This is a genomic window from Cedecea selenatireducens, assembly GCF_042138895.1.
In the GTDB taxonomy this organism is placed as follows: domain Bacteria; phylum Pseudomonadota; class Gammaproteobacteria; order Enterobacterales; family Enterobacteriaceae; genus Cedecea; species Cedecea selenatireducens.
Map to the genome: position 1 here is coordinate 523,435 of NZ_JBHIKW010000001.1, position 16,000 is coordinate 539,434.

General features: G+C 58.0%; 11 protein-coding genes. 9 read left to right on the forward strand and 2 right to left on the reverse strand.

Going from position 1 to position 16,000, the window contains the following annotated elements; genetic code table 11:
- Positions 1 to 15 precede the first annotated feature (15 nt).
- Positions 16 to 1,368 (forward strand): molecular chaperone, encoded by a 1,353-nt coding sequence (gene yegD / locus ACE38U_RS02490; protein WP_038481212.1) that lies wholly within the window; start codon positions 16 to 18, stop codon positions 1,366 to 1,368.
- A 51-nt stretch (positions 1,369 to 1,419) separates the two neighbouring features.
- Here the strand turns inward: yegD and ACE38U_RS02495 are convergent, their stop codons facing one another.
- The gene (locus ACE38U_RS02495; RefSeq protein WP_375529104.1) at positions 1,420 to 1,716 is read right to left on the reverse strand and encodes a helix-turn-helix domain-containing protein; all 297 of its coding nucleotides are present in this window, start codon (positions 1,714 to 1,716) and stop codon (positions 1,420 to 1,422) included.
- Complete coding sequence (locus ACE38U_RS02500; protein WP_176982847.1) at positions 1,700 to 2,065, reverse strand: type II toxin-antitoxin system RelE/ParE family toxin; 366 nt, start codon at positions 2,063 to 2,065, stop codon at positions 1,700 to 1,702. The genes ACE38U_RS02495 and ACE38U_RS02500 overlap by 17 nt, the downstream gene beginning before the upstream one ends.
- Before the next feature lie 270 nt (positions 2,066 to 2,335).
- On the opposite strand from ACE38U_RS02500, the gene ACE38U_RS02505 reads away from it, so the two are divergent.
- The 8 genes from ACE38U_RS02505 to yegS all read left to right on the forward strand — a co-directional run bounded on the left by ACE38U_RS02505 (position 2,336) and on the right by yegS (position 15,998).
- The gene (locus tag ACE38U_RS02505; protein WP_375529105.1) at positions 2,336 to 3,589 is read left to right on the forward strand and encodes an MdtA/MuxA family multidrug efflux RND transporter periplasmic adaptor subunit; all 1,254 of its coding nucleotides are present in this window, start codon (positions 2,336 to 2,338) and stop codon (positions 3,587 to 3,589) included.
- A complete protein-coding gene (locus tag ACE38U_RS02510; protein WP_375529106.1) occupies positions 3,589 to 6,711 on the forward strand; it encodes an MdtB/MuxB family multidrug efflux RND transporter permease subunit in 3,123 nt (1,040 codons plus the stop codon). Before ACE38U_RS02505 ends, ACE38U_RS02510 begins: the two co-directional genes overlap by 1 nt.
- Complete coding sequence (gene mdtC, locus ACE38U_RS02515; RefSeq protein WP_375529107.1) at positions 6,712 to 9,795, forward strand: multidrug efflux RND transporter permease subunit MdtC; 3,084 nt, start codon at positions 6,712 to 6,714, stop codon at positions 9,793 to 9,795.
- Positions 9,792 to 11,207, forward strand: coding sequence for an MFS transporter (locus tag ACE38U_RS02520; protein WP_375529108.1), 1,416 nt, complete (start codon positions 9,792 to 9,794; stop codon positions 11,205 to 11,207). Before mdtC ends, ACE38U_RS02520 begins: the two co-directional genes overlap by 4 nt.
- A complete protein-coding gene (gene baeS, locus ACE38U_RS02525; RefSeq protein WP_375529109.1) occupies positions 11,204 to 12,598 on the forward strand; it encodes an envelope stress sensor histidine kinase BaeS in 1,395 nt (464 codons plus the stop codon). The genes ACE38U_RS02520 and baeS overlap by 4 nt, the downstream gene beginning before the upstream one ends.
- The gene (gene baeR, locus ACE38U_RS02530) at positions 12,595 to 13,317 is read left to right on the forward strand and encodes an envelope stress response regulator BaeR (RefSeq protein WP_038481191.1); all 723 of its coding nucleotides are present in this window, start codon (positions 12,595 to 12,597) and stop codon (positions 13,315 to 13,317) included. The genes baeS and baeR overlap by 4 nt, the downstream gene beginning before the upstream one ends.
- Before the next feature lie 168 nt (positions 13,318 to 13,485).
- Positions 13,486 to 14,847, forward strand: coding sequence for a prephenate-dependent tRNA uridine(34) hydroxylase TrhP (gene trhP / locus ACE38U_RS02535; protein ID WP_375529110.1), 1,362 nt, complete (start codon positions 13,486 to 13,488; stop codon positions 14,845 to 14,847).
- Positions 14,848 to 15,098: 251 nt separating this feature from the next.
- On the forward strand, positions 15,099 to 15,998 hold the full coding sequence (yegS, locus tag ACE38U_RS02540; protein WP_038481185.1) for a lipid kinase YegS: 900 nt from the start codon (positions 15,099 to 15,101) through the stop codon (positions 15,996 to 15,998).
- The last annotated feature ends 2 nt before the right edge of the window (positions 15,999 to 16,000 follow it).

Genomic DNA, 16,000 nt, shown 5'->3' on the forward strand with positions numbered 1-16,000 from the left:
GGATAATTAAAGAAAATGAAAATCGGTTTTGACTACGGGACGGCGAACTGTTCTGTCGCCATTATGCGCGACGGTAAGCCACAGTTGTTAGAGATGGAAAACGGTTCATCGCTGCTGCCTTCTATGCTTTGCGCGCCTACGCGTGAAGCGGTGAGCGAGTGGCTTTTCCGCCACCATGAAGTCCCGGCTACGGGAAGTGAGACCCAGGCGCTGCTGCGCCGGGCGGTGAGCTATAACCGTGAAGAAGATATCGACGTGCTGCCCGGCAGCGTGAAGTTCGGTCTGAATTCGCTTAGCCAGTACATGGAAGACCCGGAAGAGGTTTACTTCGTTAAATCGCCGAAGTCCTTCCTGGGCGCCACCGGCCTGAAGCCGCAGCAGGTCGCGCTGTTTGAAGACCTGGTCTGCGCCATGATGCTGCACATTCGCAAGCAGGCAGAAAGCCAGCTTAACGGGACTATCGATCAGGCGGTGATTGGCCGGCCGATTAACTTCCAGGGGCTCGGCGGCGAAGAGGCCAACCAGCAGGCTCAGGGTATTCTGGAGCGCGCCGCGCACCGCGCTGGCTTCCGCGACGTTGTGTTCCAGTTTGAACCTGTTGCCGCAGGGCTTGATTTTGAAGCCACGCTGCAGGAAGAAAAACAGGTGCTGGTAGTCGATATCGGCGGCGGCACCACCGACTGCTCGGTGCTGCTGATGGGGCCAGAATGGCACCAGCGCCGTGACCGGGAGCAAAGCCTGCTCGGCCACAGCGGCTGCCGCGTGGGCGGTAACGACCTGGATATTATGCTGGCCTTCAAACAGCTGGCCCCGCTGCTCGGTATGGGCGGCCAGACGGAGAAAGGCATCGCGCTGCCGGTATTGCCCTGGTGGAACGCGGTGGCGATTAACGATGTTCCGGCGCAGAACGACTTCTACAGCACGGCTAACGGGCGCTCTCTTAACGAGCTTGTGCGCGACGCGCGTGAGCCGGAAAAAGTGGCTTACCTGCAAAAAGTCTGGCGTCAGCGCCTGAGCTATCGTCTCGTCCGTGCGGCAGAAGAGAGCAAAATTGCGCTGTCCAATAGCCAACAGGTTGCCACCATGCTGCCGTTTATTGCCCATGAAGTGGGCTGCGACATCAGCCAGCAGGCGCTGGAAACCGCCATCAGCCAGCCGCTGCATCGCATCATGGAGCAGGTCACGCTGGCAATGGAAAACAGCAACGCCAGGCCCGAGGTTATCTACCTGACCGGCGGCAGCGCACGTTCTCCGCTGCTGCGCCATGCTCTGGCCCAACAGTTGCCGAATATCCCGATTGCCGGAGGCGATGACTTCGGCTCTGTAACCCAGGGGCTTGCCCGCTGGGCAGACGTCGTGTTCAGATAATCATCTCAAAACTCAACTCATTAACTAAACCGCAGGTAACCTGCGGTTTTTTTATATCTGAAAACGCCTGTGCTTTTCCGGAAATTCCAGATGCAGCGAAAGTTTGCCGCCCAGGGCCTCAACGTAGCGCTTGAGGGTAAGAACCTTAAGATCGTTACCGCGTTGTTCGATGGCGGCTATCGCCGGCTGCGAAATACCCATTTTTTGCGCTACTTGCTTTTGAGAAAGTCCCTGCTCTTCACGCACCAGCTGCAGGCCAGTTTCCAGAATCAGGACTTCGGTCATTTTTCGGATCTCTGCCTGGTCTTCCGGCGAGAACCCGGCAATCACTTCAGTTAAGGTTTTCATATTCACTCTCCAGTTCTGCCAGGTGGTGCGCCAACTGCGTATCAGCCACTTTTATCAAAGTCTCATAAAACCGTTTGTTACCTGATTTATCTCCACCGCACAGCACAACGGCCCTGCGCCTTGGATCAAAAGCAAAAAATATTCGATACGGCTTCCCCCGCCACAGCAGGCGCAGCTCCTTCATATTGGGATAGCGGGAGCCTTTTACTGTATCAGCCTGCGGACGGCTCAACTCAGGCCCCCAGAACTCAAGATTTCCGAAGGCTGCCGCGAGCCGTTTGCGGAGATCCAAAGGCTGCGCCTGATACCAAAAATAGAAATAGTCGGTAAAAATTACGGTCCATGTCATCACTCACCTCATAAACTATAGGTTATATTTAATGCATAAACCACAGTTTATTTTTCATTTCGTGAGGCGGCTATCTTTTACGCAAGACTATGCGCAACACCTCGGAAAAAGTATCGAGGTGAACGAATTTATTTGGCCACGAAAACAGCAATTACCCGCGATATGTTGCTAATCTGACAGTACTTCATATTTCCTCCATCATTACGGGGCTATTGATTACTAAACTAGTAACATTAAGCCTAATCGTTTCAGGAAGAGAACACGTCATTTATGAAAGGCACACAGACTTCTCGCTGGTTGTGGATTGCAGCATTTATTTTGGTGGTAATTGCCGCCGCCTGGTTCTGGCGAAGCCATAATTCCTCCCCGGAGAACCAGCCACAGGCGAAAGCTGGCCAGACGCAAGCCCAGGGCGGCCGTCGCGGGATGCGAGGCGGTGCGCTGGCCCCGGTTCAGGCCGCAACTGCAACCAGTGAAGCCGTGCCGCATTACTTAACCGGCCTTGGTACCATCACCGCGGCCAATACCGTGACCGTGCGCAGCCGCGTTGACGGGCAGCTGCTTGCTATTCATTTCCAGGAAGGTCAGCAGGTAAAAGCCGGTGACCTGCTGGCTGAAATCGACCCTAGCCAGTTTAAAGTTGCCCTGGCGCAGGCGCAGGGGCAGCTCGCTAAGGATCAGGCCACGCTTGCTAACGCTCGTCGCGACCTGGCCCGTTATCAGCAGTTGGTGAAAACTAACCTGGTTTCCCGCCAGGATCTGGACACTCAGCAGTCGCTGGTTGAATCCTCGCTCGGCACGGTTAAGGCCGATGAAGCAAGCGTTGCCAGCGCCCAGCTGCAGCTAAACTGGAGCCGCGTTACCGCGCCAATAGACGGCCGCGTTGGCCTGAAGCAGGTCGATATTGGCAACCAGATTTCCACCGGCGACACCAACGGGATTGTCGTGCTGACGCAAACGCACCCGATAGACCTTATATTCACCCTGCCGGAAAACGACATTGCCACGGTGATTAAAGCGCAGAAGGCCGGTGAAACGCTGAGCGTTGAAGCCTGGGACCGCACCAACACCACAAAACTTAGCGCCGGCAAACTGCTTAGCCTTGATAACCAAATCGATACCACCACCGGCACCATCAAGCTCAAAGCCCGTTTTGATAATCAGGATGATGCCCTGTTCCCGAATCAGTTTGTGAACGCACGTATGCTGGTGGATACGCAGCAAAATGCGGTCGTGATCCCTGCTGGCGCGCTGCAAATGGGTAACGAAGGCCACTTCGTCTGGGTGTTGAACGCCGAGAATAAGGTCAGCAAACATCTGGTTACGCCGGGGATTCAGGACAGCCAGAAAGTGGTCATTACCGCCGGGGTTTCCGCTGGCGATCGCGTAGTTACCGACGGCATCGACCGCCTGACCGAAGGTGCGCAGGTTGAAGTGGTGGAGCCACACAACGCGGCTGCCGACGAGGTGAAACCGGAGGCGCAGGCGAAGTCCGGTCACAAACACAACGGAGCACGCTCCTGATGCAGGTGTTACCTCCTGGCTCAACCGGCGGCCCTTCCCGCCTGTTTATTCTCCGTCCGGTCGCCACCACGCTATTGATGGTGGCTATCCTGCTGGCGGGGATCATTGGCTATCGCTTTCTGCCTGTTTCGGCGCTACCGGAAGTAGACTATCCGACTATTCAGGTCGTCACTCTCTACCCTGGTGCAAGCCCGGATGTGATTACGTCAGCCATCACGGCGCCGCTCGAGCGCCAGTTTGGGCAAATGTCCGGCCTGAAGCAGATGTCATCGCAAAGCGCCGGTGGCGCGTCTGTCATCACCCTGCAATTCCAGCTCACGCTGGCGCTCGACGTTGCCGAGCAGGAAGTGCAGGCGGCAATTAACGCCGCCACAAACCTTCTGCCAACCGACCTGCCAAACCCGCCGGTTTACAGCAAAGTTAACCCGGCAGATCCGCCTATCATGACGCTCGCCGTGACTTCCAGCGCCCTGCCGATGACGCAGGTTGAAGATATGGTGGAAACGCGCGTGGCGCAGAAAATTTCCCAGGTGTCCGGCGTGGGACTGGTCACGCTTGCGGGCGGCCAGCGTCCTGCCGTTCGCGTTAAGCTGAACGCGCCTGCGATTGCCGCGCTTGGCCTGACCAGCGAAACCATTCGCACCGCCATCACCAGCGCCAACGTCAACTCGGCTAAAGGCAGCCTTGACGGCCCTGAGCGTGCGGTCACGCTCTCCGCCAACGATCAGATGAAGTCTGCCCAGGAGTACCGCGATTTAATCATCGCTTACCAGAACGGCGCGCCTATCCGCCTGGGCGAAATCGCCACCGTCGAACAAGGGGCAGAAAACAGCTGGCTTGGCGCATGGGCTAACAAGCAGCAGGCCATCGTGATGAACGTTCAGCGCCAGCCTGGCGCGAACATCATCGACACGGCGGACAGTATCCGCCAGATGCTGCCGACGCTGACCCAGAGCCTGCCGAAGTCGGTTGAAGTGAAGCTGCTGAGCGACCGCACCACCAACATTCGCGCCTCCGTGACGGACACCCAGCATGAGCTAATGCTGGCCATCGCGCTGGTGGTGATGATCATTTATCTGTTCCTGCGTAATGTCCCGGCAACCATCATCCCTGCCGTCGCCGTGCCACTCTCGCTGGTCGGCACCTTTGCGGTGATGGTCTTTCTCGATTTCTCCATCAACAACCTGACGCTGATGGCGCTGACCATCGCCACCGGGTTCGTGGTGGATGACGCCATCGTGGTTATCGAGAATATCTCGCGCTACATCGAAAAAGGCGAGAAGCCGCTGGCCGCCGCGCTAAAAGGCGCAGGGGAAATAGGCTTTACCATTATCTCCCTCACCTTCTCGCTGATTGCCGTGCTGATCCCGCTGCTGTTTATGGGCGATATCGTGGGGCGTCTGTTCCGCGAGTTTGCGGTCACGCTGGCGATTTCCATTTTGATCTCCGCCGTAGTTTCGCTGACGCTCACCCCGATGATGTGCGCCAGGATGCTGAGCCACGAGTCGCTGCGTAAGCAAAACCGCTTCTCACGCGCCAGCGAAAAGATGTTCGATAACATTATTGCCGCCTACGGTCGCCTGCTGAGCAAAGTGCTGAACCATCCGTGGCTGACGCTTGGCGTGGCGTTTGGCACGCTGGCGCTGACCGTTGTGCTGTGGGTGTTCATTCCCAAAGGCTTCTTCCCTGTTCAGGATAACGGCATTATTCAGGGCACCCTGCAGGCGCCGCAGTCCGTCTCCTTCGCCAGCATGGCCCAGCGCCAGCAGCAGGTGGCTGACGTGATCCTGAAGGATCCGGCGGTGGAAAGCCTGACCTCGTTTGTCGGCGTTGACGGCACCAACCCATCGCTGAACAGCGCCCGCCTGCAAATTAACCTTAAGCCGCTGAGCGAGCGTGACGACCGTATCCCGGTGGTTATCGACCGCCTGCAGCAAAATGTCGCCAGCGTACCGGGCGTGCAGCTCTATCTGCAGCCGATTCAGGATCTGACCATCGACACCACGGTGAGCCGCACCCAGTATCAGTTCACCTTACAGGCTACCTCGCTGGACGAGCTCAGCACCTGGGTGCCGCAATTAGAGAACAAGCTCAAAGAACTGCCGCAGCTCTCCGACATCAGCAGCGACTGGCAGGACCAGGGGCTGATGGCCTATGTCAACGTCGACCGCGACAGCGCCAGCCGCCTCGGCATCACCATGTCAGCGGTGGACAGCGCGCTGTATAACGCCTTCGGCCAGCGCCTGATTTCGACCATATACACCCAGGCAAACCAGTACCGCGTAGTGCTCGAGCATGACACCAGCACCACGCCGGGGCTGAGCGCGCTCGACAACATTCGCCTGACCAGCAGCGACGGCGGCAGCATTCCGCTCAGCTCAATCGCAAAGGTGGAGCAACGGTTCGCCCCGCTTTCTATCAACCACCTGGACCAGTTCCCGTCCACCACGTTCTCCTTTAACGTGCCGGAAGGGCAGTCGCTGGGCGACGCCGTGAACGCCATTACCTCAGCGGAAAAAGCGCTGGAGATGCCGTCCGATATCACTACTCAGTTCCAGGGCAGCACCCTCGCCTTCCAGGCCGCGTTGGGCAGCACCATCTGGCTGATTATTGCCTCAGTCGTGGCGATGTACATCGTACTTGGCGTGCTGTATGAGAGCTTTATTCACCCGGTGACGATCCTGTCAACGCTGCCCACGGCGGGCGTTGGGGCGTTGCTCGCGCTGATGCTGGCGGGTGCGGAGCTGGACGTTATCGCGATAATCGGCATCATTTTGCTTATCGGTATCGTGAAGAAGAACGCGATCATGATGATCGACTTTGCGCTGGCCGCCGAGCGCGAACAGGGTATGGCACCTTACGAAGCCATTTATCAGGCCTGCCTGCTGCGCTTCCGCCCGATTCTGATGACCACGCTAGCCGCGCTGCTCGGCGCGCTGCCGCTGATGCTTTCAACCGGGGTTGGCGCAGAACTTCGCCGCCCGCTGGGCATCGGCATGGTCGGCGGCCTGCTGGTCAGCCAGGTGTTAACGCTGTTTACCACGCCGGTGATTTACCTGCTGTTCGACCGCCTGTCTCATTACACGCGACGTCGTTTTGGCCGACAGCATGAGGAGGCGTAAGTGAAGTTCTTTGCCCTCTTCATTTATCGCCCGGTAGCGACGATTTTATTGACCGTTGCCATTACGCTGTGCGGCGTGCTGGGCTTTCGTTTGCTGCCGGTCGCACCGCTGCCGCAGGTGGATTTCCCGGTCATTATGGTCAGCGCCTCGCTGCCCGGTGCTTCGCCGGAAACCATGGCGTCGTCCGTGGCTACGCCGCTGGAACGCTCGCTGAGCCGCATTGCCGGGGTCAACGAAATGACCTCGTCCAGCTCGCTGGGCAGCACCCGCATTATTCTGGAGTTTAATTTTGACCGCGACATCAACGGGGCCGCGCGTGACGTACAGGCGGCAATAAATGCCGCCCAAAGCCTGCTGCCAAGCGGTATGCCGGGGCGCCCCACCTACCGCAAAGCCAACCCGTCCGATGCGCCAATCATGATCCTGACGCTCACCTCCGACACGCTGTCGCAGGGTGAGCTGTACGATTTCGCCTCTACCCAGCTGGCGCAAACCGTGTCGCAGATTGACGGCGTGGGCGATGTTGACGTCGGCGGGAGTTCGCTCCCGGCGGTACGCGTTGACCTCAATCCGCAGGCGCTGTTTAACCAGGGCGTGTCGCTTGACGCCGTCCGCACCGCCATCAGCAACGCCAACGTTCGTCGCCCTCAGGGCGCGGTAGAAGACGACACGCGTCGCTGGCAAATTCAGACCAACGATGAGCTGAAAAAAGCGGCGGAATATATGCCGCTCATCGTGCACTACAACAACGGGTCGGCGGTGCGGCTGAAGGATGTCGCTAACGTCACCGACAGCGTGCAGGACGTGCGTAACGCCGGGATGACCAACGCTAAACCGGCCATTTTGCTGATGATCCGCAAATCGCAGGAAGCGAACATCATCGAAACCGTCGACCGCATTCGCGCCAAAATTCCTGAATTAAGAGAGACCATTCCGGCCTCCATTGATCTCCAGGTGGCTCAGGACCGTTCACCGACCATTCGCGCCTCGCTGGAAGAAGTTGAGCAGTCGCTGATCATCTCCGTTTCACTGGTTATCCTGGTTGTCTTCCTGTTCCTCCGTTCAGGACGAGCCACCTTTATTCCCGCAGTGGCGGTGCCGGTTTCGCTGATCGGCACCTTTGCCGCCATGTACCTGTGCGGCTTCAGCCTGAATAACCTGTCGCTAATGGCGCTGACCATCGCCACCGGCTTCGTCGTCGATGACGCCATCGTGGTGCTGGAGAACATTTCACGCCACCTTGAAGCGGGCATAAAACCAATGCAGGCGGCGCTGCAGGGCGTGCGCGAGGTCGGCTTTACCGTGCTGTCCATGAGCCTGTCACTGGTCGCGGTCTTCCTGCCGCTGCTGCTGATGGGCGGGCTGCCGGGGCGCTTATTCCGCGAATTTGCGGTCACGCTTTCGGTGGCTATCGGCATTTCGCTGGTGGTTTCGCTCACGTTAACCCCGATGATGTGCGGCTGGCTGCTGAAAAACCGTCCGTCGGAAAAAAGAAACAAAAACCGGGGATTTGGCCGCCTGCTAATCGCCATGCAGGGCGGCTACGCGCGCTCGCTGAAATGGGTGCTAAACCATACGCGGCTGGTGGGCGTGGTGCTTTTAGGCACGATTGCGCTGAGCATTTGGCTCTATATCGCGATTCCAAAAACCTTCTTCCCGGAGCAGGATACCGGCAGGCTGATGGGCAATATTCAGGCCGATCAGAGCATCTCTTTCCAGGCGATGCGCGGCAAGCTGCAGGACTTTATGAAAATCATTCGTGAAGATCCGGCGGTAGACAACGTCACCGGCTTTACCGGCGGCTCCAGGGTGAATAGCGGCATGATGTTCATCTCCCTCAAACCGCTGAGCGAACGCAGCGAAACCGCCCAGCAGGTCATTGACCGGCTGCGGGGCAAGCTCGCGAAAGAGCCGGGGGCCAACCTCTACCTGATGGCGGTGCAGGATATTCGGGTCGGCGGCCGCCAGGCCAACGCCAGCTATCAGTACACCCTGCTTTCGGATGATTTAAGCGCCCTGCGCGAGTGGGAGCCCAAAATTCGTAAGGCGCTGGCGGCGCTGCCCGAGCTGGCGGACGTTAACTCCGACCAGCAGGATAATGGCTCGGAAATGGACCTGATTTACGACCGCGAAACCATGGCCCGGCTGGGCATCAGCGTCTCTGATGGCAATAACCTGCTGAACAACGCCTTTGGTCAGCGCCAGATTTCCACCATCTACCAGCCGCTAAACCAGTACAAAGTGGTGATGGAGGTAGACCCGCGCTACACCCAGGACATCAGTTCGCTTAACCAGATGTTCGTGATTAACGGCGAAGGCAAATCCATTCCCCTGTCCTACTTTGCCAAATGGCAGCCGGCAAACGCGCCGCTGTCGGTCAACCATCAGGGGCTGTCCGCCGCGTCGACCATCTCGTTCAACCTGCCGGACGGGGTTTCGCTTTCCGAAGCCAGTGACGCCATCGACAGGACGATGACCTCGCTGGGCGTGCCGTCCACCGTGCGTGGCAGCTACGCCGGGACGGCACAGGTGTTCCAGCAGACCATGAACTCGCAGGTGATCCTGATCCTGGCGGCGATTGCCACGGTGTATATCGTGCTCGGCATGCTGTATGAAAGCTACGTTCATCCGCTGACCATCCTCTCGACGCTGCCTTCCGCAGGCGTTGGGGCACTGCTGGCGCTGGAACTTTTCAGCGCCCCCTTCAGCCTGATTGCGCTAATCGGTATCATGCTGCTGATTGGCATCGTGAAGAAAAACGCCATCATGATGGTGGACTTCGCGATAGAGGCGCAGCGTAAGGGCGAATTAACGCCGGAAGAGGCTATTTTCCAGGCCTGCCTGCTGCGCTTCCGCCCGATTATGATGACCACGCTGGCCGCGCTGTTTGGGGCATTACCGCTGGTGCTGACCAGCGGCGACGGCGCAGAGTTGCGCCAGCCGTTGGGGATAACCATCGTCGGTGGACTGGTGGTGAGCCAGCTGCTGACGCTCTACACCACGCCGGTGGTTTACCTGTTCTTCGATCGACTGAGATTGCGCTTTAGCCGCAAGCCCCGTGAAAGTAAGGCTCTGTCCGTATGACTGATTTGCCCACCGCCGTCCGCTGGCAGTTATGGATTGTCGCTTTTGGCTTCTTTATGCAGGCGCTGGACACCACGATTGTTAACACCGCCCTCCCCTCGATGGCGCATAGCCTGGGCGTAAGCCCGCTGCATATGCACTCGGTGGTGGTGGCCTACGTTTTAACGGTCGCGGTGATGCTTCCGGCGAGCGGCTGGCTGGCGGACAGGGTGGGCGTGCGCAATATCTTCTTCACCGCGATTATTCTTTTCACCCTGGGCTCCCTGTTTTGCTCTAACGCCTCCACGCTTAACGAGCTGGTGCTGGCGCGCGTGGTTCAGGGGATTGGCGGCGCAATGATGGTGCCGGTGGGGCGGCTGACGGTGATGAAAATCGTGCCTCGTGCGCAATACATGGCGGCGATGACCTTCGTGACGATTCCGGGCCAGGTTGGTCCGCTGCTCGGCCCCGCGCTCGGCGGCGTGCTGGTGGAGTACGCTTCATGGCACTGGATTTTCCTGATCAATATTCCAGTCGGCATCGTCGGGGCGATTGCCACCCTGTGGCTGATGCCGAACTACACCATGCAAACCCGCCGCTTTGATATCTCCGGCTTCCTGATGCTGGCGTTCGGCATGGCGGCGCTGACGATTGCCCTCGACGGTCAAAAGGGTCTGGGCATTTCCAGCGAAATGCTCGGGCTGCTGATCCTCGGCGGCGTTATCGCCATCCTGCTTTACCTGTGGCATGCGCGAGGCAACGAAAACGCGCTGTTCAATCTCAATCTGTTCAGCACTAAAACCTTTTCTCTTGGCCTGCTAGGCAGCCTCTGCGGGCGCATAGGCAGCGGCATGTTACCGTTTATGACGCCGGTGTTTTTGCAGATTGGGCTGGGTTTCTCCCCGTTCCACGCAGGGCTGATGATGGTCCCGATGGTGCTCGGCAGCATGGGCATGAAGCGTATTGTGGTGCAGGTGGTCAACCGATTCGGCTACCGCAACGTGCTGGTCGCCGCCACGCTCGGCCTGGCGCTGATCACGCTGATGTTTATGGCCACCGCCCTGATGGGCTGGTTCTGGCTACTGCCGGTGGTGCTGTTTGTGCAGGGCATGGTCAACTCTATGCGCTTCTCTTCGATGAATACCCTGACGCTAAAAGATCTGCCGGATGACCTCGCCAGCGGCGGCAACAGCATGCTGTCGATGGTGATGCAGCTCTCAATGAGTATCGGCGTCACCGTAGCCGGGCTGCTGCTGGGCATGTTCGGCAACCAGCAGCTTCCGGTGGGCGGCGAACAGGCCCACGGCATCTTTATGTATACCTATTTCTGTATGGCGATGGTGATTGCGCTCCCGGCGCTGCTGTTTGCCCGCGTCCCTAATGAACGTTCGGAAAATGCGGTGATTAGCCGTCGCAAAAGGAGCGAAACATGAAACTCTGGCGCTCCGGTATTACCGGTAAGTTATTTTTAGCGATTTTCTCTACCTGCCTGCTGGTGCTGGCCATCATGCACTGGGGCGTGAGGTTAAGCTTTGAACGCGGCTTCATCGACTACATCAAGCGCGGTAATACCCAGCGTATTGAGATGCTGAGTGATGCCCTGGGCGAACAGTATGCGCTGCATGGAAACTGGCGCTTCCTGCGGCACAACGATAGGTTTGTCTTTCAGATTTTACGTTCGTTTGAGCGCGACGGTGATGAAGCACACGGCATGCCGCCCCAGGGTTGGCGCACCAAGTTTTGGGTGGTCGATCAAAACTCTCAGGTACTGGTTGGCCCACGAGAGAAACTCCCCCACGACGGGATGCGCAAAGCGATTAACGTCAACGGCCAGGACGTTGGCTGGGTGATAGCCTCCCCCGTTGAGAGGCTTACGCGCAACACCGATATTAACTTCGATCGCCAGCAGCGGCGCACCAGCTGGATAATCGTCGCGCTGTCCAGCCTGCTTGCCGCAGCGGCAACGTTCCTGCTCGCCCGAGGCCTGCTGGCGCCGGTAAAACGCCTGGTTGAGGGCACGCACAAGCTTGCCGCCGGTGACTTTACTACCCGGGTTACGGTCAGCAGTCAGGATGAGCTGGGGCGGCTGGCGCAGGACTTTAACCAGCTCGCCAGCACGCTGGAAAAGAACCATAAAATGCGCCGGGCCTATATGGCGGATATTTCCCACGAGCTGCGAACGCCGCTGGCCGTCCTGCGCGGCGAGCTGGAGGCGATTCAGGACGGCGTGCGACAGTTTACGCCGGACTCCGTGACCTCGCTGCAAATGGAGGTTGCCACCCTGACCAAGCTGGTCGACGACCTGCACCAGCTTTCCATGTCGGACGAAGGCGCGCTGGCCTACCAGAAGAAACCGCTGGATATTATTACGCTGCTGGAGGTCGTTGCCGGAGCATTCCGATCCCGTTTTGATTCGCGCGGGCTGACAATACGCCTCGATTTACCCGACTCGGCCGTGATTTTTGGTGACGGCGACCGCCTGATGCAGCTATTCAACAACCTGCTGGAAAACAGCCTGCGCTACACCGACAGCGGCGGACAGCTGGTCATCAGCGGCAAAGTCGTGAATCAGCAGTTTGTGATGAGCTTTGACGACAGCGGGCCCGGCGTCTCGGACGAGCAGCTAGGCCAGCTGTTTGACAGATTCTACCGCGCCGAAGGCTCCCGCAACCGCGCCAGCGGCGGCTCCGGCCTCGGCCTGTCTATCTGCCAGAATATCGTGACCGCCCACGGCGGAACGCTCACCGCCAATCATTCGCGCTTTGGCGGCGTTAGCATTACAGTTGAAATTCCTCTGGAAACAGAAACGTCGAGGACACTATGACCGAGCTACCGATTGACGAAAACACGCCGCGCATTCTGATCGTGGAAGATGAACCAAAGCTTGGGCAATTGCTCATCGACTACCTCCGCGCGGCAAGCTACGCCCCTATCCTGCTGAGCCACGGCGATGAAGTGCTGCCGTTTGTTCGCCATACGCCGCCAGACATGATTCTGCTGGACCTTATGCTGCCGGGCACCGACGGCCTGACGCTGTGTAAAGAGATTCGCCGCTTCTCCGAAGTCCCGATTGTAATGGTAACGGCGAAGATTGAAGAGATAGACCGCCTGCTGGGGCTGGAAATTGGCGCAGACGACTACATTTGTAAACCCTACAGCCCGCGTGAAGTGGTGGCCCGCGTCAAAACCATTTTGCGCCGCTGTAAACGCCAGGTCGCTATATCCTCAGGCTCGGAACAAAGCTCGCTGGTCATTGATGAAGGCCGTTTTCAGGCTATCTGGCGCGATAAGCTGCTGGATCTCACGCCCGCTGAGTTTCGCCTGCTCAAAACCCTTTCTCATGAGCCGGGAAAAGTGTTTTCACGCGAAATGCTGCTGAATCATCTGTATGACGATTACCGCGTGGTCACCGACCGCACCATCGACAGCCATATCAAAAACCTGCGCCGCAAGCTTGAGGCGCTGGATGCCGATCAGTCATTTATTCGCGCCGTTTACGGGGTGGGTTACCGCTGGGAAGCCGACGCGGGGCGGGTGATTTAACCTGCCGCCACGGAAGAGAAACAGCCGCTCATCGCCTGAATCCGCAAGACGGTTTACTCCCCCGTCTTGCGGCGCTACAATTCCCGCCCTTAAATTGTGGTAATCCACTCGACTTTAGCCGCTTCACCAGGTGGAGCGGTTCTGACCTGATATCAGACCGAGAACTTCATGTTTAAACCAGAACTCCTTTCCCCGGCGGGAACGCTGAAAAACATGCGTTACGCTTTCGCCTATGGCGCGGATGCCGTCTACGCGGGCCAGCCTCGCTACTCGCTGCGCGTGCGCAATAACGAATTCAACCACGAAAACCTCCAGCTCGGGATCAACGAAGCCCACGCGCTGGGTAAAAAATTCTACGTGGTGGTGAACATTGCCCCGCATAACGCCAAGCTGAAGACCTTTATTCGCGACCTCAAGCCGGTCATTGATATGGGCCCGGATGCGCTGATCATGTCCGATCCAGGCCTCATCATGATGGTGCGCGAGGCGTTCCCGGCAATGGACGTTCACCTTTCGGTGCAGGCTAACGCCGTTAACTGGGCGACCGTGAAGTTCTGGAAACAAATGGGGCTGACGCGTGTGATCCTTTCCCGCGAGCTGTCGCTGGAAGAAATCGCCGAAATCCGCGAGCAGGTTCCTGAAATGGAGCTGGAGATCTTCGTCCACGGCGCGCTGTGCATGGCGTATTCCGGCCGCTGCCTGCTGTCCGGCTACATCAACAAGCGCGACCCTAACCAGGGGACCTGCACCAACGCCTGCCGCTGGGAATATAAAGTTCAGGAAGGCAAAGAGGACGACATCGGCAACATCGTTCACGTGCACAAGCCTATTCCGGTGCAAAACCTCGAGCCTACGCTGGGCGTCGGCGCCCCGACTGACAAAGTGTTTATGGTGGAAGAAGCCAAACGTCCGGGCGAATACATGACCGCCTTTGAAGACGAGCACGGCACCTACATCATGAACTCGAAAGATTTGCGCGCCATCGAGCACGTAGAACGCCTGACCAAAATGGGCGTCCACTCGCTGAAAATCGAAGGCCGTACTAAGTCCTACTACTACTGTGCGCGTACCGCCCAGGTCTATCGCCGTGCGATTGACGACGCCGCAGCGGGCAAACCGTTTGACCCAACGCTGCTGCAAACGCTGGAAGGACTGGCGCACCGTGGCTATACCGAAGGTTTCCTGCGTCGCCATACTCACGACAGCCACCAGAATTATGAATACGGCCACTCCGTTTCCGAGAGCCAGCAGTTTGTGGGTGAGTTTACCGGCGAGCGTCGGGGTGACCTCGCGGCCGTGGCGGTGAAAAACAAATTCCTGCTGGGCGACAGCCTGGAGATGATGACCCCGCAGGGCAACATCTCCTTCACGCTGGACACGCTGGAAAACGGTAAGGCCCAGCCGATAGAGGTTGCTCCGGGCGACGGTCATACCGTATGGATGCCTGTCCCTCAGGAGATAGCGCTGGATTATGCTCTGCTAATGCGCAATCTCGCTGGTCAGACAACCCGTAAACCGCACGCAAACTAGTGAATCAGGGTTATTTTTCCGCGCTAAGACCATTCTTAGAAACCGATCACATTCGGTTACACAAGATAGCGTTATTATCCGCGAGCTGAAAAACATAACCCATAAATGCTAGCTGTACCAGGAACCACCTCCTTGGCCTGCGCAATCTCCCTTGCGCAGGCTTTCTTTTTTCTGCTGTTTCAGCCAGTTCTTACTCCCCCGGCCCCGCTTTGCTCTACACTTTGATAATGCTCATTTTTCTGAGGTAAGTCATGGAGACATCCCCGCTTTCATTTTTGATACTTAACGGCAAGGGTGCCGGTCATCCGCTGCTGCGTGAAGCCGTGCATACCCTGCGTGAGGAAGGTTACACGCTGCATATCCGCGTGACCTGGGAAAAAGGAGACGCGGAACGCTACATCAAGGAAGCCCTGAGCCTTGGCGTGGACACCGTAGTTGCCGGAGGTGGAGACGGCACGATCAATGAGATTGCCACCTGCCTGGTAAAACTTGCCCCCGCCAGCCGCCCGGCGTTGGGTATTTTGCCCTTAGGCACGGCCAACGACTTTGCCACCAGCGCGGGTATTCCGGAAGATTTTGAAAAAGCGCTGCGCCTGGCGCTGTTCGGCAAAGCCGCCAACATCGACCTGGTGCAGGTAAACGAAGATGCCTACTTCATCAACATGGCGACCGGTGGATTTGGCACACGCATCACCACCGAGACGCCGGAAAAACTCAAAGCCGCACTCGGCGGCGTCTCTTATTTTATTCATGGGCTGATGCGCATGGACATGCTGAAGCCGGACCGCTGTGATATTCGTGGGGAAGGTTTTAGCTGGCAGGGTGATGCGCTGGTGATAGGCATCGGCAACGGCCGCCAGGCCGGCGGCGGGCAGCAGCTTTGCCCGGAAGCCCTGATTAACGACGGGCTGCTCGAGCTAAGGATTTTTACCGGTGAAGACCTGCTTCCCGCGCTGTTAACTACGCTGACGCGCCCGGATGAAAACCCTAACATCATTGAAGGGAAGTCGGCCTGGTTCGAGATTTCCGCCCCGCACGATATTACTTTTAATCTGGACGGAGAACCGCTGAGCGGCCGGCATTTCCGGATTGAAATCCACCCTAATGCGCTGGCCTGTCGTTTGCCGCCTAATTGCCCGCTGCTGGGGTAGCT